Origin of the sequence: Kiloniella sp. (assembly GCF_965205715.1) — a bacterium.
GTDB lineage: Bacteria > Pseudomonadota > Alphaproteobacteria > Kiloniellales > Kiloniellaceae > Kiloniella.
Genome location: NZ_CBDBHW010000014.1, coordinates 1,389,688 through 1,408,687, shown reverse-complemented (window position 1 = coordinate 1,408,687; position 19,000 = coordinate 1,389,688). Strand labels below are relative to the sequence as shown.

Annotated in this window: 22 protein-coding genes; 13 read left to right on the top strand and 9 right to left on the bottom strand. The window is 49.4% G+C overall.

The genetic code is table 11. The annotated features are described in order from the left end of the window. The first annotated feature begins 53 nt into the window (after positions 1 to 53). Positions 54 to 794: a type 1 glutamine amidotransferase gene (locus ACOGW3_RS23775; RefSeq protein WP_419905215.1), complete on the top strand. Its 741-nt coding sequence runs from the start codon at positions 54 to 56 to the stop codon at positions 792 to 794. Positions 795 to 953: 159 nt separating this feature from the next. Then, entirely contained in the window at positions 954 to 2,084 is a 1,131-nt protein-coding gene (locus ACOGW3_RS23770; RefSeq protein WP_419905214.1) for a PepSY-associated TM helix domain-containing protein, read from the top strand. A gap of 38 nt (positions 2,085 to 2,122) precedes the next feature. Here the strand turns inward: ACOGW3_RS23770 and ACOGW3_RS23765 are convergent, their stop codons facing one another. Then, positions 2,123 to 3,022, bottom strand: a complete 900-nt coding sequence (locus ACOGW3_RS23765; RefSeq protein WP_419905213.1) for a LysR substrate-binding domain-containing protein — start codon at positions 3,020 to 3,022, stop codon at positions 2,123 to 2,125. Positions 3,023 to 3,198: 176 nt separating this feature from the next. Here ACOGW3_RS23765 and ACOGW3_RS23760 point away from each other — a divergent pair, with 176 nt between their 5' ends. From ACOGW3_RS23760 to ACOGW3_RS23740, 5 genes are all read left to right on the top strand, one after another. Further along, positions 3,199 to 4,401 carry a pyridoxal phosphate-dependent aminotransferase gene (locus ACOGW3_RS23760; RefSeq protein ID WP_419905212.1) on the top strand — a complete coding sequence of 401 codons (1,203 nt, stop codon included), beginning with the start codon at positions 3,199 to 3,201 and terminating at the stop codon, positions 4,399 to 4,401. Between the two features lie 39 nt (positions 4,402 to 4,440). Further along, on the top strand, positions 4,441 to 5,328 hold the full coding sequence (locus ACOGW3_RS23755; protein ID WP_419905211.1) for an endonuclease/exonuclease/phosphatase family protein: 888 nt from the start codon (positions 4,441 to 4,443) through the stop codon (positions 5,326 to 5,328). Between the two features lie 55 nt (positions 5,329 to 5,383). Next, positions 5,384 to 6,253 carry a phosphonopyruvate hydrolase gene (locus tag ACOGW3_RS23750; RefSeq protein ID WP_419905210.1) on the top strand — a complete coding sequence of 290 codons (870 nt, stop codon included), beginning with the start codon at positions 5,384 to 5,386 and terminating at the stop codon, positions 6,251 to 6,253. 92 nt (positions 6,254 to 6,345) lie between these two features. Further along, positions 6,346 to 6,915, top strand: coding sequence for an HD domain-containing protein (locus tag ACOGW3_RS23745; protein WP_419905209.1), 570 nt, complete (start codon positions 6,346 to 6,348; stop codon positions 6,913 to 6,915). Position 6,916: 1 nt separating this feature from the next. Continuing rightward, positions 6,917 to 7,378 (top strand): hypothetical protein, encoded by a 462-nt coding sequence (locus ACOGW3_RS23740; RefSeq protein WP_419905208.1) that lies wholly within the window; start codon positions 6,917 to 6,919, stop codon positions 7,376 to 7,378. A gap of 16 nt (positions 7,379 to 7,394) precedes the next feature. On the opposite strand, the gene ACOGW3_RS23735 is transcribed toward ACOGW3_RS23740, so the two are convergent. The 4 genes from ACOGW3_RS23735 to ACOGW3_RS23720 form a co-directional block, all read right to left on the bottom strand. Then, complete coding sequence (locus ACOGW3_RS23735; RefSeq protein ID WP_419905207.1) at positions 7,395 to 7,823, bottom strand: GFA family protein; 429 nt, start codon at positions 7,821 to 7,823, stop codon at positions 7,395 to 7,397. Between the two features lie 56 nt (positions 7,824 to 7,879). Then, on the bottom strand, positions 7,880 to 8,704 hold the full coding sequence (locus tag ACOGW3_RS23730) for a substrate-binding periplasmic protein (RefSeq protein WP_419905206.1): 825 nt from the start codon (positions 8,702 to 8,704) through the stop codon (positions 7,880 to 7,882). Between the two features lie 73 nt (positions 8,705 to 8,777). Further along, a complete protein-coding gene (locus ACOGW3_RS23725; protein WP_419905205.1) occupies positions 8,778 to 9,569 on the bottom strand; it encodes a 2-keto-4-pentenoate hydratase in 792 nt (263 codons plus the stop codon). A 19-nt stretch (positions 9,570 to 9,588) separates the two neighbouring features. After that, positions 9,589 to 10,209 (bottom strand): LysE family translocator, encoded by a 621-nt coding sequence (locus ACOGW3_RS23720; protein ID WP_419905204.1) that lies wholly within the window; start codon positions 10,207 to 10,209, stop codon positions 9,589 to 9,591. Between the two features lie 236 nt (positions 10,210 to 10,445). On the opposite strand from ACOGW3_RS23720, the gene ACOGW3_RS23715 reads away from it, so the two are divergent. The 5 genes from ACOGW3_RS23715 (at position 10,446) to ACOGW3_RS23695 (ending at position 14,850) form a co-directional block, all read left to right on the top strand. Next, positions 10,446 to 10,982 (top strand): PAS domain-containing protein, encoded by a 537-nt coding sequence (locus ACOGW3_RS23715; RefSeq protein WP_419905203.1) that lies wholly within the window; start codon positions 10,446 to 10,448, stop codon positions 10,980 to 10,982. 61 nt (positions 10,983 to 11,043) lie between these two features. Beyond that, the gene (locus tag ACOGW3_RS23710; RefSeq protein ID WP_419905202.1) at positions 11,044 to 11,436 is read left to right on the top strand and encodes a hypothetical protein; all 393 of its coding nucleotides are present in this window, start codon (positions 11,044 to 11,046) and stop codon (positions 11,434 to 11,436) included. 140 nt (positions 11,437 to 11,576) lie between these two features. Beyond that, positions 11,577 to 12,164, top strand: coding sequence for a cupredoxin domain-containing protein (locus ACOGW3_RS23705; protein ID WP_419905201.1), 588 nt, complete (start codon positions 11,577 to 11,579; stop codon positions 12,162 to 12,164). A 163-nt stretch (positions 12,165 to 12,327) separates the two neighbouring features. Then, positions 12,328 to 14,118, top strand: a complete 1,791-nt coding sequence (locus tag ACOGW3_RS23700; protein ID WP_419905200.1) for a copper resistance system multicopper oxidase — start codon at positions 12,328 to 12,330, stop codon at positions 14,116 to 14,118. Positions 14,119 to 14,121: 3 nt separating this feature from the next. Then, entirely contained in the window at positions 14,122 to 14,850 is a 729-nt protein-coding gene (locus ACOGW3_RS23695; RefSeq protein WP_419905199.1) for a copper resistance protein B, read from the top strand. Between the two features lie 98 nt (positions 14,851 to 14,948). Here ACOGW3_RS23695 and ACOGW3_RS23690 read toward each other — a convergent pair whose 3' ends face one another. Then, on the bottom strand, positions 14,949 to 15,326 hold the full coding sequence (locus tag ACOGW3_RS23690) for a nuclear transport factor 2 family protein (RefSeq protein ID WP_419905198.1): 378 nt from the start codon (positions 15,324 to 15,326) through the stop codon (positions 14,949 to 14,951). Between the two features lie 59 nt (positions 15,327 to 15,385). Beyond that, on the bottom strand, positions 15,386 to 15,811 hold the full coding sequence (locus ACOGW3_RS23685) for a VOC family protein (protein WP_419905197.1): 426 nt from the start codon (positions 15,809 to 15,811) through the stop codon (positions 15,386 to 15,388). 144 nt (positions 15,812 to 15,955) lie between these two features. Here ACOGW3_RS23685 and ACOGW3_RS23680 point away from each other — a divergent pair, with 144 nt between their 5' ends. Beyond that, positions 15,956 to 16,882, top strand: a complete 927-nt coding sequence (locus tag ACOGW3_RS23680; protein ID WP_419905196.1) for a LysR family transcriptional regulator — start codon at positions 15,956 to 15,958, stop codon at positions 16,880 to 16,882. Between the two features lie 3 nt (positions 16,883 to 16,885). Here the strand turns inward: ACOGW3_RS23680 and ACOGW3_RS23675 are convergent, their stop codons facing one another. Beyond that, positions 16,886 to 17,704 carry an MBL fold metallo-hydrolase gene (locus ACOGW3_RS23675; protein ID WP_419905195.1) on the bottom strand — a complete coding sequence of 273 codons (819 nt, stop codon included), beginning with the start codon at positions 17,702 to 17,704 and terminating at the stop codon, positions 16,886 to 16,888. Between the two features lie 109 nt (positions 17,705 to 17,813). After that, the gene (locus tag ACOGW3_RS23670) at positions 17,814 to 18,881 is read right to left on the bottom strand and encodes an alcohol dehydrogenase catalytic domain-containing protein (RefSeq protein ID WP_419905194.1); all 1,068 of its coding nucleotides are present in this window, start codon (positions 18,879 to 18,881) and stop codon (positions 17,814 to 17,816) included. Positions 18,882 to 19,000 lie beyond the last annotated feature (119 nt).

The following is a 19,000-nucleotide window of genomic DNA, read 5'->3' as shown; positions in this document are numbered from 1 at the left end:
GGGGACAGACTATGCGGACGATACTTATTCTAGAATCAAACTCGCCCGAGATCGTGGACCGAAATCGTGCTGAGCGAAGAGCGACTGCGGCTGATCATTATGAAGTCGCGTTAAAAGCAAATGCGCCGGATACTGTGGTCCGCATCGCAGAGCCATATCGCAAGGTGTTTACACAAGATGATCTCATCGGCATCGACGGGGTTGTTTTTACGGGTTCGGGCGTATCTTGGTCAACTAATGCACCAGAAGCCGCAGCTTTGCGGGCTGCGGGAGAGTTGGTCTTTAACGCAGGTCTTCCCACCATCGGATCTTGCAATGGATTGCAGTTAGCGGCGACCTTGTTGGGCGGGGATATCGGGCCTTCGCCCAAGGGCATGGAGATCGGCCTGGCCCAGAATATCAAGTTGACAGCTGAAGGACGCACGCATGCCATGATGGCTGGGCGCCGTGATGGGTATTGTGTTCCTTGCGTGCATCGTGATGAAGTGCAGCGTCTTCCCGATGGCGCGACGTTGATCGCGGGTAACGACCATTCCCCCGTCCAGGCCATGGTTTATAATACAAATGGCGTGAACTTTTGGGGCATGCAATACCATCCTGAATTATCGGCTCCAGCCATTGCTGACTATGTCAAAGATGGCAGGGGGATTTTTTCGCAAGCCCAAAACCTGATAGAAGATCTAATGGTGGCAGAAACGGACGCAAGCGCGGCTGCGCGGCTGGGCAGCCGGCCAGAAGATTTACTCGAAAAAAATAGAACCACAGAGTTGGCCAACTGGTTAAGCCTTGTTTGAAGGCTGAGCTAAAAGAGTAACTCTCAATCTTTCCCAAAAGTAGTTTACCCACCTAGAAAGGCTTGACCTTCCTCCTACTGGAAAGCTTAGAACGCTGACTTGTAGAGTATTATACACGCGTCGTGGATTAAGTTTAGGGCCTGAGAAGGTGTGGGGAAGATGAGAACGTTACATCTGGTTTTGGCTTTAAGCGCGGGGATCATTTTTGTGGTGCTTGGGCTTAGCGGATCGCTGCTGGTTTTTCGTGCAGAAATACGGCAATCAGAAGTGCCTGTTGTCGAGAACATAGATCTGGATACTGAAACACTCGATAGCGATGAGATCAGAGCCAAGCTGTCCAAGCAATACAATAATTTTGAGCTCCGCTCAGTACTGCTTCCGCGCAGGATCCAGGATCCTTATGTATTTTTGTTTCGACGTGAGGCCAATGGGACACGCCAGTTGGAAAAACTCTATGTTGATCCCGCGACTGGTGCGGCTAAACCTTTTGATCAACATAAGTCCAAGCTTGAGGCGTGGCTCTATCAGCTGCATGCCAATCTGTTTTTCAAGTCTTGGGGCAATCAATTGGTCGGCTATTCCGGGCTCTTTTCTTTGGTCTTGATCGCACTCGGCCTTATGGTCTGGTGGAGAAGTGTTCGCGGATCAGGCCTACGGGGTTTGAAAAGGTCGCTTTGGATACCTCGCCGGGCAAAGGGCAACGCGCTTTTGTCTTCGCTACACAAAGTATCTGGTCTTTACCTTTCGCCTTTGCTGATGCTCCTCGCACTTACAGGGGCAATGCTGGTGTTTCGAGAGAACCTTATCGATCCGCTGGAGGTATCAAGAGAGGCTTCCAGATCAGCTGGTGGTCTTGCTGAAAATCAAGGTAATGCGACATCCCGAACCTGTGTGCGCAGGGCCGGGCTCGAAGAGTATATTTATGCAGCCGAAAGTGCTTTTCCCCAGGCCATAGCAAGCTTCATTAAACTGCCCCGTCGTGCAGGCCGTCCGGTAGAAATAACCCTTCGCCATTCCAATGAAATATCTTCACCACTGGGACTGACGAAGGTTATGCTTGATCCTAGCTGTGGGCAAGTCCTCAAGGTGCTTGATGGTCGGGACCTTGCGCTGAGCCAGGTATTCACCGAAATCGTCGTAGCCCTGCACAACGGCGCCTACTTTGGCCCGATCGGCCGCGTGCTCTACCTCGCCCTAGGTTTGGTCCCTATGTTCTTCTTTGTAACGGGCACGGTTTTCTGGGTGAGAAAAAAGCGACGCAAAGCTGCGATCAGTAGGGTAACGCCTTAATAAGCCCCGACGTTTACGCGAGAGTGAAATGCGCAGTCTTAACCGGTGGTCGTTTCATCCTCATCATTGATAAGCCATTGCAGGAACGGCGCTGTCGTTCTGTCCGACTGAGTGTCTTCCCTGAACAGGCAGTGAAACCCTGGACCCTCCAGGGTGTGTTCTCGACAGAGTTGGACCAATTGACCTTGGGCGATGTCATCAGATACGAGCACGCGGGGAGCCAAGGCAATGCCAAGGCCGTTGATGGCGGCTTGCAGGCTGAGGAAGAAGTGGTCGAAATATTGTCCGGTCAGGGTTTGCGGTGCAGAGATGTTCGCGTTCTTAAGCCAACGGGCCCAGGCATCTGACCGGCTCTTTAAATGCAGCAGCTTTCCTGATTTTTTAAGGGATTTGGCGCTGGTTATGTGTTCTATCCCAGGCAATTTGGGCGATGCGACAGCGATCATGATGTCATCAAGAAATTTGTGACACTCATGTCCCGTACGCTCCATTTGATCCCGGCGGATGACAATATCAAAAGAGTTGTGGAGATCGTCGATGCTATCGAGCGGGGAAGTAACAATGTTCACTTCTGTCTGGGGGTGTTTACGTTGAAAAGAGGGCAGGTTGGGGATCAGCCAACGCATGGCGAATGAGGGGGTGGTGTTTACCCTTATCGCGGCATTTTTGTGTGAGCCAGCCATTTGTTCTGATGCCAAGGCCAGGCGATCAAGGCATGCCCTGATATCTTCGAGATAAGCACGCGCGGGTGGGGTGAGCTTCAAGGCGCGGCCTTGTTTTGCGAACAAGGGCTTTTGAAAATAGGCTTCTAGAATTCGGATCTGCTGACTGACCGCACTAACGGAAACATTCAATTCTCCTGCAGCCAGCGTAAGGCTTTCGTGGCGGGCGGCGGCTTCAAAAATTTTGATGGCTTTGAGCGGTGGTAATTTTCTCATACTTTAGTTTATAGTTAAGAAAAACTTCAATGTCTTTAGTTTATTTGAAATTGTTACCCAAAATCAAAAATCTTATATTTTAGATGTAATCAGTTACTTTCCTTTGCAATTGTGAAGTTGGCTTTTGCAATTACAGAGTTGGTTGTTTCGTAATTCTAAAATGTGAAAGATTTGATATGAATATCATCTCCGATCGATTTTCATCGGTAAAGCCTTCCTTGACCAAAGCTATGACTCAAAAGGCGGCTGCTCTTCGGGGGCAGGGGCGAGATATCATAACCTTGAGCCAGGGAGAACCCGATTTTCCGACCCCTGAGCCCATATGTGAAGCGGGTATTGAAGCCATTCGTGCAGGAAACACGCGTTATACGGCTGTCGCAGGGATTGAACCTTTACGCGAAGCCATAGTCGAAAAATTTTCGCGGGATAATAGTTTAAGTTTTTCTACAGATCAAATAAGCGTGGGGTGCGGTGCCAAGCAGATATTGTTTAACGCCCTGATGGTATCTTTGAACCCAGGTGACGAGGTACTCTTTCCCACTCCCTGTTGGGTATCCTACCCGGATATGGTCCATTTGGCCGGTGGTATTGCTGTGCCCGTTTCTTGTTTATTGGACACTGGATTCAAATTAACCCCTGATTTATTAGAAGCCGCAATTACCCCTAAAACAAAATGGCTCATGCTAAACTCACCGTCCAATCCAACAGGGGCGGTCTATAGCCGGGCAGAGTTGGAAGCCTTGGCAGAGGTCTTGAGAAAACATGCAAATGTTTGGGTTCTCTCTGATGATATCTATGAAAAGCTGGTTTATGAGGATGTCGAATTTACCACGCTGACCCAGGTCGCTCCTGATCTCAGGGATAGGATTTTGACCGTGAACGGCGTGTCAAAATCCTATGCCATGACGGGGTGGCGGGTTGGGTATGGCGCGGGACCGGCCCAATTGATCAAGGCAATGAACACCCTTCAAGGTCAAACAACGTCCCATACCAGCTCAATCTCGCAATATGCCGCGATGGAGGCTTTGCGGGGATCGCAAGACTTTATCAAGGCGTTTCGATCTACCTATCAATATCGACGTGATCTCGTGGTGGATGGGCTGAACAGAGTAGAGGGGATCTCGTGCCGTCGACCTGATGGGGCGTTTTATGTTTTCCCGGATTGTTCAGGGTTAATGAACCGACAGACACCGCAAGGGAAAATAATAAAAACGGACAGTGACTTAACAATGTACTTGCTGGAAGAGGCCGGAGTTGCGACGGTACCCGGTAGTGGCTTTTTGGCCTCACCGTTTATTCGCATTTCCTATGCAACGTCCACGACTGACTTAGAGAGAGCTTGTGACAGAATAGCCTCCGCCTGTAGCCTGTTAAAGTGATCTAAAATAAGAAAGAGAATACCTTAAGGAAACACCAGAATGAAGTTTTGCAGCTATAATGTTCAATACGGGATCGGCAAGGATGAGCAGATCAATTTTGACCGGATTGTCGCTGAAATAGGCTCCCCGGACGTAATCTGTCTGCAAGAGGTTGAACGTTTTTTACCAGAAACGGGTATGGGCGATCAGGTCGCAGAATTCTCGTCTCGTTTTCCAACCTATCACTGGGTCTATGGTCCCGGGGTTGATGTTGATGCCGATGTGATCGAGCCCAATGGCCATGTGCGCCACCGCCGCCGACAGTTTGGCAATATGTTGCTATCGAAAACCCCGATCTTGTCTTCGCGAAACCATGTGCTGCCGAAACATGGTCTATTGGATGCTTTTAGTTTGCAGCGTTCTCTTTTGGAGGGCGTGATCAATACCTCAAGCGGACCTCTTCGGGTGTTTTCAACCCATTTTTCCCATTGTTCGCCGCAAGAGCGCGCTGATCAGGCGATGGCATTGTTGGATATCATCCGTCATGGCCCGGCACAGGGCGGATCCTGGTCGGGAAATAATGCGTCAAGCCATTGGACTGATAGCGGTACTCCACCACCAATGCCACATCAGGCTATCGTTATGGGGGATTTTAATATGACGCCGTTAGATCCTGAATACGATTTACTGGTTGGTCCCTGGGATATCGCACATGGCCGGATGAGCAAGCTTGATAATTTGGTTGATGCCTGGGACTTCACCAAAAGCGGTTCGTTTGAACAGCCAACCTGCACAGAGCGTGCTCAGGGAAATCGCCCGGTGCGCAGTGTGCGTTTGGATTACGCCTTTGTGACCCCGGAACTGGCGCCAAAAATAAAGTCGATGTCGGTGGATGTTGAGGCCCAGGGCTCAGACCATGAACCGATTTTTGTCGAGCTAGAACTCTAGATTTCCTGAAAAGTAACTAGGTTAAAAGACACAGCTAACTAAAAGGCTAAATAGGATGACTAAAGGTAAACAGCTGCGCGAGGTTATCGCGCGGCGTGGACTTGCGCGCGTGATGGCCGCTCATAGCCCGCTTTCTGCAAGACTTGCTGAAGAGGCGGGATTTGATGGGATTTGGGCCAGTGGTTTTGAACTCTCCGCGCTTTATGGATTGCCGGATGTCAGCCTGATTTCCATGACCCAGCACTTGGATATGACCCGGGCGATGGCGGCACAGATCTCTTTGCCGATCATCGCAGATATCGATACTGGGTTTGGCAATGCGATCAACGTCATTCATGCGGTAAAGGAATATGAACGGGCAGGAGCCGCCGCAGTTGTCATCGAAGACAAAAGCTTTCCCAAAGTAACAAGTCTGGTGGAAGGCGGCAGGCAGGACTTGGTGCCAGTTAAGGAATTTCAGGGCAAGATTTCTGCCGCAATCGATAGCAGGACCAGTTCAGATTTTCTGATTATCGCCCGAACAGAGGCACTTATCGCCGGGCTTGGTGAAGCCGAGGCGTTGGCGCGGGCAAGTGCTTATGAAGAGGCTGGCGCGGATATGATCTTGGTGCATTCCAAACAAGATACCCCGGTTGAGATTGAGAGTTTTGTGCGCAACTGGCAGGGAAAGATCCCGATTGTTATTGTGCCAACGTCGTATCCGGAGATGACCGAGCAGCGGGCTCTGGCGTTGGGCAAGATCCAGGTGTTGATCTATGGCAATCACGCCATACGGGCCTCTACCCAGGCCATGCAGGAGGCCTTTGCCAATATCATTCACCACGGTGGGGCTCATGAGGTCGGGAAGAATATCGCATCTGTTAAAGAAGTTTTCCGCCTGCAGAAGATGGATCAGGTCAAAGAAAATGAGAGACGCTATCTCTAAACCAAGAGGTCATAAGTAGCTATTTTTTGTTGTGCATAGGCTTGAGGAGGTTTTAGGTTGTTTTTAGCCTTTGCCAGAGGAATAGAGTATTTATGAACACCAAAGATCTTGGAGACATCCTTGAATTTCTCCGTGCCAGTGAACCCTTAAAATCAACACTTCGGAGCGGTTATACCGCATCAGGGCGCCCCGAAAGTACGGCCGAACATACTTGGCGTTTGTGTTTGATGGCGTTGTTGCTGGAAGACGAATACCCTGATCTGGATATCCTCAAGCTGATGAAGATCTGTATTGTTCATGATTTGGGTGAAGCCATTAACGGGGATATCCCGGCGGTTGATCAAGCCGCTGACGCGAACAAGAATATCGAAGAACGCAGAGATCTGGAGCGACTGAGTTCAACACTTCCGAGCACCTTAAAAGACAAGGTTATGAATCTTTGGGATGATTATGACCAAGGGAAATCTGAAGAAGCTCGCTTGGCAAAGGCATTGGATAAATTGGAAACCCTGCTTCAGCATACCCAGGGTAAGAACCCGGATAATTTTGATTACGGATTTAATCTCAGTTATGGCAAAAAACAGACCGATTACGACGACCTAACCAGTAAAGTTCGCTCTCTCATTGACCGCGATACGGCCAAGTTGGCTGAAGGGAAATAGCATGAGGCTGATTGGTAGTCGGAGAGAAGTAAAGCTTAGGGAAGAATTGGTGGCGGGGCATCAACACTTATTTGCGAATGCGGATAAGAAAGACAAAAGCATACGATCCTTATTTAAAAAATTATTCGTCAATATGAGTAAAGAGCAAAAAGAGGATAAAAGAATTTTATCATGCCTTCGGTCAAATTATCCAAACATGGTAACAGCTTATTGCCTGCACTGGATACCTGAGCAAGGTGAAGATATTTACTTTTACCTTGTTGATCTGGACAATGTCGCGGTTATTGAAATCGATCGGTTGGATGATCGTGTAGAGATCATATTTGAAAATATGACATTAAGAGCATATCGAAAAGAGTTGTCAAAATCAGGTCGGTTACTACTGGCTGTGGCCTTAGATTTGGCCCAAAAGGATATCGATAATAATAAACATGTTCAGTGTATCGAACATATGCAGAAATAAGGGGCGGCGTCGCTCTTTATTCTGGAATAACTTCGCCGGAACCGCCCAATTCAGCAGGGAAGTCTTTTAATTTTGGTAATCCGTCTTTCATTGGGAGGACGGTTTCAGCGTAATTTACGTGAACGCCGGGCTCAAATTTTAACGAGGGAATTACGGCTGCGTATACATCGATGAGCCCAATTGGGGCATGCGCCGTCATTAAATGTCCTCCACAGCTGCTACAGAATTGTCGTTTACTGAGCTCACTCTGTTGAACATGGGAAATTTTATCTGCCCCTTTGGTGATTTTGACTGCTTCAGGTTTCCATAGGGTGAAGGCATTAACAGGACCTGCTGACCAAGAGCGGCAAGAACTGCAATGGCAATACCCCATGCCCTCTGGCTCTCCGGTTACCTCAATTTCAACGGCACCACAAAAGCAGGAACCTTTATAACTGTCAGCCATTTCTAAAAGTCCTCTTGGGATGATTGCTAGTTTGCAGGGGCATAAATAGTTTTTTGTTATGGCAAGTACCGATAATGGTCCAACAGTCTTTGCATGTGCTGCTCTCTGTATTCGCCAATCACGTTCCAGATTTTTTCAGAAATTTCCGGGTTTTCATTATAAAATCCGTGACTGACCATCATGTACCAGTCGTATTCGGCAAAAGGCGGTTTGATTTCCAGCAAGCTGTCGCCGAGTTTTAAATCATCTATTAGGCTGCGACCTATATCTCCCTCGATGATATAGGCGTCGAGGTGCCCATCGGCAACATGGCGCAAACCACTTGAAGGCAGGTGCACAGTGTTGGCTTCAATGCTGTGAACCTCGTGTAATTTTTTTACCACTACATACCCCAAAGGAGCGCCTATGGACCGACGCATGCTGGTGAATTTGTTTCCGTCCCAATTAAAGGGTGAATTTTTCTTTTTGAATAGGCTGTAAGTGACACGACGTAATCTTCGAATTGGATCTAATTCAATTGGGAGATTTAAGGCCTTTGATTTCATGGGGTATCGACCTAATATTTCTCGTTCTTTCAAATAGATAGAGGCAAATATGCCATCGATCTCGTTTTGCTCGAGTAATTTTAAGCAACGTTTCCAAGGGCGCCGAATGAATTTGGGTTTAAGGCCTGCCTGCTTAACCGCTGCAGTAATGATTTCAACCAGAATACCAGGGTTCTTTTCAGGGAAAACATTACCGGTTCCCATGATAAAGGGAGGGTATTCCTGTTTTTCAGTACAGGCGGTAAAGGTTTGTTTTGCTGCTCTAGCTTCTTGGCCAAAGAGCGGCGCAAAAAGCAAAAGGGTTAAGCTTACGGCAAGGAAAACCACATACTTCATACAAACTCCCTTTCTGACAGCATCTAAGAGTGTGCCAGCAAAGAGTTAACGAAGTTTTATATAAAACAGTTAATTAGGACGACTTTGGACTAAAACGAACATTAACGGAGCCCAAACCTTTAATTGTTGCTTCGAATTGGTCGCCAGGATTAGCCGTGGCAAATTTACCAAGCGCACCTGATAAAACGACATCCCCGGCTTTAAGCGGGTGACCTGCCGCAGCCATAGTACGGGCGAGCCAAAGGGTGGCATTGATCGGTGAGCCGAGACAGTCTGATCCTTTTCCTGTCGAAACGACATCGCCATTTTGTTTCATCGCCATTGCACAGCCGAGCAAATCGAAATCTCCCAGAACAACCGGGTTGTGACCGATAACAAATTTGGCACTACTGGCGTTATCGGCAATGGTATCGGTAATGCCGATATCCCAGTTTTTGACCCGGCTGCCGACAATTTCAAGGGCAGGCAGGGAATAGTCGATCGCTGATATTATATCGACAGTGCTCAGGCGCTCTTCTGTGAGATCATCGCCGAGGACAAAAGCGATTTCTGCTTCCACTTTGGGTTGGAGAACGTCACTCCAGGGGATTTCGCCCCCGAGCATTACATCCATATCGTGAAACAGCATGCCGTAATCCGGTTGATCGACGCCGAGTTGTTCCTGAACGGCCTTTGATGTCAAGCCGATCTTGTGACCGACCAGACGCGCGCCTTGTTCCATCCGACGGTGATTGTTGATCGACTGCACTTCATAGGCCGCCTTGATATCACTTGGGCCAATAAGGTTGCGAACGGGATCACACAACACGCCTGTTTTTTGAGCATCCCAAAGGTGATCAGCTGCTTGTTGAACCGAATTTGTCATGTCTAGGTCCTATCAAAACTTAGCGTAATACGGCCATCATAGCGCTTCCGCCCATCAGGCAGCCGCCAGACACGTAATTAATTCGTTTTTTCGCGGTCCCGGTAAAGAGAAGCTTTTTGGCTTTTGCAGCCGCGAGAACATAAGCCGCGAGCACGAGGGCGACGACAATTGTCGAGGTCGCGAGCAATATGAGGATCTGGAGCCCGGTATTGCCAGTGGGCACCATAAACTGTGGTAAGAAGGCCAGGTAAAACATGATGCCCTTGGGGTTCAGGGCTGCCGAGAGAAAACCAGCTTTGAAACAAGCTAGTTTCTTGCTTGGCTGAGGCTGATCCAAAGTGCTTGCCGGCGCTTTACGGGCTTCAATAATCTGGCAATAACCAAGATAAGCCATGTAAAACACGCCCGCCCATTTCACCACTTGGAACAGGACTTCGGACGATCCCAATATTGCGCCCAAACCCATCAGGGATAGAAGCATCAAAAAGATATCGCCGAGTAAAATGCCAACAATGCTGGAGAATGCCGCCGTAACGCCACGTGATAATGCTTGCCCTATGAGCAGCAGCACACAGGGCCCGGGTGCCAGAGTAACCACGGTGCAGGCAACAACAAAGGCAAGCCACAATTCAATCGACATATTGCGGGTTCTTTCTGGTTCTGAATTTGGTTTTTAGAGTACTGGTGAAGCCCAGCGAGAAGAGGCATTATTTTTAACATTGATTTTTATAGCTGACAACAATGTTGGATATTCCAAGGGGAGGGAGGTGCTTAAATCTGGGGAACACGATTTATTAATGACGGCTGGTATATTTTGATAAGGAATAATTTAGAAGATTAATAATATACGTAAGTTCAGGGTGTAGGGAGGGATCTATGGCCGACATTATTTGTCCGCAAAATCAGGAATTTTTTGATTATTGGAATAGCATTCATCCTGTAGAAACCTTGCCTAAACTTTCTTCCTTTCGGCCTGAAGCTGTTCCCAAATTACTTCCCGCCTTTACGATCTATGAGCTTGTTTCTCCTGATTGTATTTTGATTCGAAAAGGCGGAACCGCTATCCGGCAAAGAGGAAATTACGAAGAAAAGGGCAGTAATTATCTTGATCTGGTTGCTCCGGAACGGCGAGAAAAGGCTGCCGGGGCCTTCTTTGCTCTTTATGATCAGCCCTGCGGTATGCGGGTGATTATGCGCCACACATTAATGACGGGTGCTTATGTCACTTTCGAAGGGCTGGGATTGCCGTTCATTAATGATAAGGGAGGTAAACCTATTATTTATTTTACCAATCACGAAATTAAAAATCCCGACCAATATGTTCCAGCTTCAAAAAAGGCGTTGGAGGGAATGGTACTGATGCAGCGGGACTTTATCGATATTGGTTTTGGCGTTTCTGATTATAAATATTAAATTTAAAAAAATGACGATGATCTCTTGACCTTCCCCCTAGTGGAAACATTATCTATGGCTCATGAACAGAATTATTCACATATTGCTGGCCGTGGTTTTTGTGGTTTCTGCCCCTCTTATGGCGGCGGATGCCTATGATCATAATGGTAAAGTGGGTCACCACGGTATGGCTGGGACTAGCCTGAGCCATAACGCCGTGTCAGTAGATCAAGCATCTGTGGCCCCCGTATCCGTAGATGAGAGTAATTCTGTAAAAGACATTTCTGGTTTACTGGCTTTAATGGATGAATGTTTAAAAGTCTTTCATTGTAGTTCGCCAAACACGCTGGTTTCCCCTTTATCAGAGCAAGAGGCTGTGAGCTTTTATCAACATAGTCTTTGGAGCCTGCACAAAAGCGAAGCCTTTTTCTCTCAAACTCCAACAGTTGACCTCCGCCCGCCGCGAGTACTGTAACTCCTTACGGGACTATCCGGTTCAATACGAACTCAGGGTCATTGACCGAGAACCTTTAAAAGGTCTCGGGCCATAGCTGCCGTCGTCCCCCTACATTCAAAATATCAAATCTACTGAATATATTACTGCTGGAGTTGCAGATGAAATCTACTATTTTTGGCCATAAGGCCCTTATTTCGACTTTAACTGGTATCGCTCTTTCCATCGGGGTGGTCTCTTTTGCCGCTGCAAGTCCGGGACATGGAAGTGCAAAGAAACCAACCATCGGTCAAGAGGGCGAGGCGGCCCATGCCACCAAAACGATTGAAGTAAACCTCGAAGACAATTTCTTTACCCCGGAAAACATTACCGTCAGTAAAAATCAGACGGTGCGTTTTGTGATTAAAAACACCGGTGAGTTTGTCCACGAGTTTAACATTGGCACCGCGGCCATGCATGAATCTCATCAAGAAGAAATGATGATGATGGTCGAACATGGCATGCTTGAGGTCGACAAGATCAATCGTGATATGAAGATGGATATGGGCGAAGGTGGGATGATGTCCCACGACGATCCAAATTCAGTATTGTTAGAGCCGGGTGAAACCGCCGAGATCATATGGCAATTCCCAGAATCTGCCGAGCTTGAGTTCGCCTGTAATGTGCCTGGTCACTATGAAAGTGGCATGATGGGAGAGCTTACCGTTGGTGAGCCTGATCATGACAGTGTTGAGCTCTCAACCCATTAATTTCGTTTAAACTTTCTGATTTCTCAAAATTCAGTCCCGCCAGTACTTTCAGTTGAGTTCCGGCGGGCCTGAAGAGAAGAGCCGAAACAATACCAATAAAATATGGCAGGTGCTTTTTCTCAGATCCTAAGGGTGAGATTTTGTGCCTGATAAGGACAAATTCATGAAACAAGACAAATCTCGTCTTGCTTCTGCTGTGTCTGCGTTCGCCTTTGCCGGCGTGCTATGGACAGCAGGGGCGGAAGCGGCGGTTTATGATCTCAGCGTAGATGACGTGATGATCAAAACAGCTGACTTTAGCAAAAACGGCATTGGTTATAACGGGAGCTCTCCGGGGCCGATACTTCGTTTCACAGAGGGGGAAGACGTTACCATCAATGTAAAAAACAATCTCGATACCAGCAAGTCCATTCATTGGCACGGTTTGATCCTGCCAACGGACATGGACGGTGTGCCGGGGATCAGTTTTGACGGCATCGCGCCGGGTGAGACTTTTAGTTACCAATTCCCGGTGGTTCAGTCCGGAACCTATTGGTATCACAGCCATTCCGGGTTTCAGGAGCCGGATGGAGCATATGGCGCCATTGTGATTACACCGAAAAAGCGCGAACCCTTCAAATATGACCGGGATTATGTGGTTCAATTCACAGACAAACACTCGGACTCTGGCGCTCAAATTATGCGCAATCTCAAGATGATGGATGATTATTACAATCGTAGCCAACGTACCCTGGGCGACTTCTTTTCCGACGTTTCTGAAAAGGGATTTTCGGCAGCCATTGATGATCGTATGTCCTGGGGGGAAATGCGCATGACCCCGACAGACATCGAAGATGTTCAAGGGTTCACCACACTGATTAATGGCCAAGACCTAGAACAGAACTGGACAGGTCTCTTCAAACCGGGGGAAAGAGTTCGACTACGTTTCATCAATTCTTCAGCCATGGCCTATTTTGATGTGCGCATCCCCGGTCTGGAAATGACGGTGGTAAGTGCCGATGGTAATAACGTACAGCCGGTCAAGGTTGACGAGTTCCGCATTTCAGTAGCCGAAACCTACGACGTCATTGTCCGCCCCAAGGAAGATCGGGCCTATAGCATTATTGCTGAGTCCATGGGGCGAACCTCTTATGGAATGGGCACCCTTGCCCCCAAAGAAGGCATGAGTGAAGGGGAGAATGCAGAAGCACCGCAAATGCGTGAAGCCCCACTTCTGACCATGGCTGACATGGGCATGGACCATGCCAATATGAATAAGTCGGGAATGGATGGCATGGATCACTCGGAAATGTCGGGCGCAGACATGCCAAAAACAGATATGCCCATGAACAACATGAAGGACATGGATCATTCCAACATGTCGAAAACAGATATGAAGGGTATGGACCATTCGAATATGCCCGGTATGGATATGGGATCTAAGTCCGATCCGTTTTACGCGGCGGGTAGTGGGCTTGCGCCTGTGGCCGCTAACGGTGGGAAATTCCTCTCTTATTCAGATCTAAAAGCACAAAAGCCACTTTATGACGACCGGGAAGCAACCCGAGAGATTGAGTTGCGCCTGACCGGAAACATGAACCGCTATAGCTGGTCAATCAACGGGGTGAAGTACGAAGATGCTGATCCGATCCGTTTGCAATACGGCGAACGGGTGCGTTTCAAGTTCGTCAACGAAACCATGATGACCCACCCCATGCACCTGCACGGCATGTGGTCCATTCTCGATAATGGTAACGGCAAATGGAACCCGGTAAAGCACACCATCTCTATTGCGCCGGGAACCACGGTTTATTCCGAAACTGAAGTCGACGCTTCGGGGCAGTGGGCTTTTCACTGCCATCTATCCTATCACGCTGCGGCAGGCATGTTCCGTAAGGTGATCGTCGAAGGCGGCCCTGATGTGGCGACGGCCCCAGTGATAAATGCCCCAAAATTAAATGCGAATGAGGGTTAAGCCATGAATTCCATATATAAAAAAGTGATGCTTTCTGTTTCTAGTGTTTTGGGTCTGACATTAGCAACAGGACCTGCAACCGCGGGCGAAGATCCCTATGTCTATTACGGCATTAATTTTGAGCAGTTCGAATACCGTCTCGGGGACGAAAAGGATCTGCTGGTCTGGGATGGCGATGCCTTTGTCGGTACCGATGAGGTCAAACTTCGCTTACGATCAAGCGGGGATTATTCTCTAGATGACAGCGCTTTTGAAGCTCTCGAACATCAGGGACTGGTACAGGTTCCGGTATCCGATTTCTTTGATGCCAAAGCGGGTCTTCGATACGACAGCCCGGTGGGTGAAAATCGGGGTTATGCCGTACTGGGCTTTCAAGGTCTGGCTCCACAGTGGTTTGAAGTCGATGGTGATGTTTTCCTGAGTGAAAAGGGCGATCTATCCGCCCGGTTGGAAGTGGATTATGAATTGCTTCTCACCAATCGGCTGATCCTGACACCAACTGCCGAGATCGATGTAGCCTTTTCAGATGACGAAGAAATCGGTGTGGGTTCAGGACTGAGCTCTATCGAAACCGGACTTCGTCTGAGTTACGATCTGGTCGGTCGATCAATTGCACCCTATGTCGGTGTCAACTACGAACGCAGCTTTGGCCAGACCCGTGATTATGCCCGCGAAGACGGTGAAGCAGCCGACGACGTTGCCCTGGTCGCAGGCCTTCGTCTGTTGTTTTAAGGCATCGACAGATAAACACCCCCGGCGTCTGTCGGGGGTGTCTTAGGCCAGGGGTGTTCTCTTTAGAATTAACGCTTTGTGATCTAAAGAAGGGTGGTCTATAGCGGAGAGACGTCAACATAGACCTGATAATCCTGGATCAGATCGTTTCTCATCAGCAAGACAGTCGCGAAAGGAATGGTGAGTTCGCTGTCATCCAAGCGGGTGTAGTGCACTTGCCCGGTACAGATAATGTTATCTGCTTGCTCCCAAAGGCCGTCAAAACTGTGGGACATGGATTTAATGCTGGCAAAGAAAGCCGCATTGGCGTCGAGGACAGCTGATTTACCGTGCAACGCGTCAAAATTACCGAGTTGGAAGCGCAGGTCTTCGCCGAGAAACGTTTCTAGTTGATCGAGAGATCTATTATCAACGGCCTGATAGAGTTCGCTCACAAACTTGCGGGTTTTTGAGCTTACGGGGTTCTTATCTAACATCAGAAATAACCTTCTTAATATGAAATTGTCTTTTTAATTAAAGGGGCTCCATGGATCCTTTAGGGCGCGTCATAGAGATTGCGTTCGGCGGGGTTGTCGCTGAAGTACTGAATGAACTCGAATTGGAAACCCTGGGGATCAACAAAGTAAACTGTTTTGCGAAAAGGGTGATCGCCGCCATCTATATCGATTACATAACCTTTTGCCTCTAGCCGGGCGACGATGCCTTTTACATCGTCAACTTCAAAGCCGAGATGGGCGAGACCGGGTTGATGACCTGCGAGCTCTCTGTTGTCGCCTTCGCCGTTGTCGTTCAGGGTGATGTAAGTGGTGTCATCGCCCACGTGCAGCCAATAGCGGGGCTTGCCTTTCCAATTCATTTTGCCTTCGCCGCGGACGACCCATTTGGGAAAGGCGGTTTGAATGAAATCCAGTGTAGCGGCGATATCTGTGACAACCAGATTGGCGTGTTCAAAACGAACCATAACGTCTCTCCTCTTTATAAATACGGGCATCAATGTGTTTTATTTCTTGCCTGAAGTAGAGATAGTATGTTTCTTAAAAGATGATAATTGGTCGATATGGAAACATATTGGTGAGTAAAAGTTGACGATATAAAAGGAAGAGCTGTGCACGACAGTATTGGCGCGATCCCGGTTTTTGTGGCGGTGGTGGAAGAGGGCGGGTTTTCTGCGGCGGCGAAAAAGCTGCAGGTTTCCAAATCCGCGGTCAGTAAACGCATCACCCAACTCGAAGCCAGACTTGGTGTGCAGCTTTTGTACCGTTCAACCCGTAAGCTCAGTCTCAGCGAGGCGGGCGAACAGTATTTTGCCCACGCTGTGCAATCTCTTGCCGCTGCCCGTGAAGCCGAGGACGCGGTAGCGCAGATGCAGGGTGCACCGCAAGGGCGCTTGCGTATCAATACGACGATGTCCTTTGGCCGTCTGCACGTTGCGCCCCTGGTATCTGAGTTTCTCGGCAAGTACCCGGGTGTTGAACTTGACATGGTTATGGATGATCGGGTCGTGGATATGGTCGAAGGTGGCTTTGATCTCGCCATTCGGGTGCGTATGCTGGAGGATTCATCGCTTTTTGCCCGCAAGATTGCGCCAAGTCACAACCTGCTTTGTGCGGCACCGGATTATCTAAAGTCGAGAGGGACACCGACGCATCCAGAACAACTCCACGATCACAACTGCCTGCATTATGCCTATGCCAGCAGTGTGCAAAGCTGGCGGTTTACCAATCCCAAAACCAGCGAGAGTATTGCGCTGGATACCACGGGAAACTATCAGGTTAATAACTCTGAAGCGATGTACGAAGCCGTCTTGCAAGGATTGGGGATCGGCCGTATGCCGACCTTTATTGCTGGGCCTGATGTTGCGGCTGGAAAACTGGTCTCTTTGATGCCCGACTATATCTTGCCGAGCCAGACAATCTACGCAATGTTCCCCGAACGCCGTCATCTCCCCGCCAAAGTCCGCGCCTTTATTGATTTTCTGGTCAGCAAACTCGGCGGTGATGTGCCCACTTGGGACCAGCCAATATCTGGCTAAGTCTTAGTCTTTTACTGGCTCTGGAGCACCTAAAGCTCGGAGGTAGCGGGATACTGATCTTTTGACGGCTTTGTTGCCATCGCTTGCAACCGTACGTCCGGGAAAGGCGCCGTGGATGGTCTCGAAATCAAAGTCTTCAACCGCCTTGCCAATGTTGCGAACTGCCTGAGCGGGTAGGGGGATGTAGTTGGGATAGCTGCGCATAAAGCTGACATGGTGAAGATCGGCGACCACCTGCATGATATCGCCAGTAAAGAGCATCCCTTGATCTTGGTTCCAGTGAAGCACAGTGCCGCCTTCGAAGTGACCACCACACCGGATCAGGGTGAGGTCAGAGGTGAGGGCTTTAGCTTCTCCCGACCAGTGATGGATGGCAGGGTGCGGCTTTTGAACCCAGGCGGCATCATCTTCATGCAGGTAAACCGGGATGTCACCAAATGCTTCACTCCAACTGCCCATGGCAGTGTAATAGTGTGGATGCGAAATGGCGATCGCCGTCAATCCACCCTTGGCATTGATCCAATCAATTGTGGCGTCATCAATCATGGCCAGACAATCCCAAAGCACGTTACCTGCGGGTGTCTCAATGAGAAAAGCGCGCTGGCCAATTGCAAATCCGGGCTCAATGGTAAGAGCGTGAAGTCCCGGTGACATCTCGGTCCGAACAATGTGATGGTCTTGCCGCAGGGCTTCAGCCGTGGTCCAGGCTTGCCCAGTTACCGGAACGTATTGCCGTTCATCCTCACAGATCGGGCAACAGACCGGCGGCGTTTCGGCATCTGGAAATTGGGTGCCACAGGTTGCGCAAATAGGTTGTATCAAATCGGCCTCCGGAAAAGTCCTGAGCAGCGTTCTTAAATGTGAAGTCTGGGTTGCAAGTCTGGGTAAAGCTTAAGCGCAAAGCCCAAACTTGCAACACTGGGATAACGGTTTACTGCGGTGGGATTAGCACCAGCTTTCCGGGGTATTGTTTGCTGATGAAATCTTCCTGGGCGGTGGCGATATCGCTCAAGGGATAGGTCTTGGAGATCAGCGGTTTAATTTTACCGTCGTTGATGAGTTCAACCAATTCCGCGAAGACTTCTTTGGGTTGATAGGTGCTGCCCAAGAGGGTGAGGTCATTGAGGTAGATGGTGCGTAGATCTGCGGCCACGATGGGTCCGGCGATGGCACCGGAGACCGCGTATCTTCCGCTCGGTTTCAGCGCGTTGATAAAGTCCGGCCAGTCGTCACCGCCGACGAGGTCAATGACAACGTTATAACTTTGCGCCTGTGGTACCTCGCCACGGGCAATACAGTCCCTGGCACCTGCGGCAAGCACGTCAGCCTGTTTGGCAGGGCTTGCAATGCCAGTGATTTCTGCGCCGCGTAGCTTGGCGAGTTGAACCGCCGCCATGCCAACGCCGCCGGAGGCGCCGGTAATGAGTACTCTGTCGCCCGCAGCAACCTGAGCGCGGGTTAAAAGGCCCATGGCGGTACCAAAGGCGCAGGGCAACGCGGCGATCTCTTGATCGCTTAAGGGCGAAGCGCTGACATCAAATACCTGATCAGCAGGAAGGGTGCAGTACTGGGCAAAAGCGCCATCGTATTCAGAGCCGATGGTGACAAATTTTGTCGGCTCTTCTTTCGTGGGGACCGCTTGCACGGTCGCGCTGGTGACCCGCATACCGACCTCAAAATTGTTGACGCCTTCGCCTAGGGCAACGATTTCACCGCAGAGATCACCGCCTTGAATGAGCGGGAAGGGAAGTGCACCAGACCAGCCGCCGTCTTCGATCTCGGCGTCCGGATCTACATCGGCTGTGGAGTTGGTCACGGCGCTGGAGTACCAGCCGATCCGGGTGTTGACGTCGGTGTTGTTGACCCCGGCGGCCTTGACCCGAACCAGGACTTCACCCGCGCCAGGTTTTCGAACGGGGATATCGTCGTTCCAGACCAGTGTTTCTGGGCCGCCGTGACGGGTGAGTTGAACGCCGCTCATTGTTTCTGGAAGTGTCATCTTGTCCCCAATTCCCGTGCTTGTTTTTATGTTTGTTGCCCGAATTATAATCGTTACATTTTTTAAGTGTATCCTGAACGACACATTACAAGATATTTTTCAGGCGTTCTGTTCAAGGC

Coding starts and splice junctions, on each gene's coding strand:
- ACOGW3_RS23770 (WP_419905214.1), top strand. CDS start 954: ATGAGAACGTTACATCTGGTTTTGGCTTTAAGCGCGGGGATCATTTTT.
- ACOGW3_RS23765 (WP_419905213.1), bottom strand. CDS start 3,022: ATGAGAAAATTACCACCGCTCAAAGCCATCAAAATTTTTGAAGCCGCC.
- ACOGW3_RS23760 (WP_419905212.1), top strand. CDS start 3,199: ATGAATATCATCTCCGATCGATTTTCATCGGTAAAGCCTTCCTTGACC.
- ACOGW3_RS23755 (WP_419905211.1), top strand. CDS start 4,441: ATGAAGTTTTGCAGCTATAATGTTCAATACGGGATCGGCAAGGATGAG.
- ACOGW3_RS23750 (WP_419905210.1), top strand. CDS start 5,384: ATGACTAAAGGTAAACAGCTGCGCGAGGTTATCGCGCGGCGTGGACTT.
- ACOGW3_RS23745 (WP_419905209.1), top strand. CDS start 6,346: ATGAACACCAAAGATCTTGGAGACATCCTTGAATTTCTCCGTGCCAGT.
- ACOGW3_RS23740 (WP_419905208.1), top strand. CDS start 6,917: ATGAGGCTGATTGGTAGTCGGAGAGAAGTAAAGCTTAGGGAAGAATTG.
- ACOGW3_RS23735 (WP_419905207.1), bottom strand. CDS start 7,823: ATGGCTGACAGTTATAAAGGTTCCTGCTTTTGTGGTGCCGTTGAAATT.
- ACOGW3_RS23730 (WP_419905206.1), bottom strand. CDS start 8,704: ATGAAGTATGTGGTTTTCCTTGCCGTAAGCTTAACCCTTTTGCTTTTT.
- ACOGW3_RS23725 (WP_419905205.1), bottom strand. CDS start 9,569: ATGACAAATTCGGTTCAACAAGCAGCTGATCACCTTTGGGATGCTCAA.
- ACOGW3_RS23720 (WP_419905204.1), bottom strand. CDS start 10,209: ATGTCGATTGAATTGTGGCTTGCCTTTGTTGTTGCCTGCACCGTGGTT.
- ACOGW3_RS23715 (WP_419905203.1), top strand. CDS start 10,446: ATGGCCGACATTATTTGTCCGCAAAATCAGGAATTTTTTGATTATTGG.
- ACOGW3_RS23710 (WP_419905202.1), top strand. CDS start 11,044: ATGAACAGAATTATTCACATATTGCTGGCCGTGGTTTTTGTGGTTTCT.
- ACOGW3_RS23705 (WP_419905201.1), top strand. CDS start 11,577: ATGAAATCTACTATTTTTGGCCATAAGGCCCTTATTTCGACTTTAACT.
- ACOGW3_RS23700 (WP_419905200.1), top strand. CDS start 12,328: ATGAAACAAGACAAATCTCGTCTTGCTTCTGCTGTGTCTGCGTTCGCC.
- ACOGW3_RS23695 (WP_419905199.1), top strand. CDS start 14,122: ATGAATTCCATATATAAAAAAGTGATGCTTTCTGTTTCTAGTGTTTTG.
- ACOGW3_RS23690 (WP_419905198.1), bottom strand. CDS start 15,326: ATGTTAGATAAGAACCCCGTAAGCTCAAAAACCCGCAAGTTTGTGAGC.
- ACOGW3_RS23685 (WP_419905197.1), bottom strand. CDS start 15,811: ATGGTTCGTTTTGAACACGCCAATCTGGTTGTCACAGATATCGCCGCT.
- ACOGW3_RS23670 (WP_419905194.1), bottom strand. CDS start 18,881: ATGACACTTCCAGAAACAATGAGCGGCGTTCAACTCACCCGTCACGGC.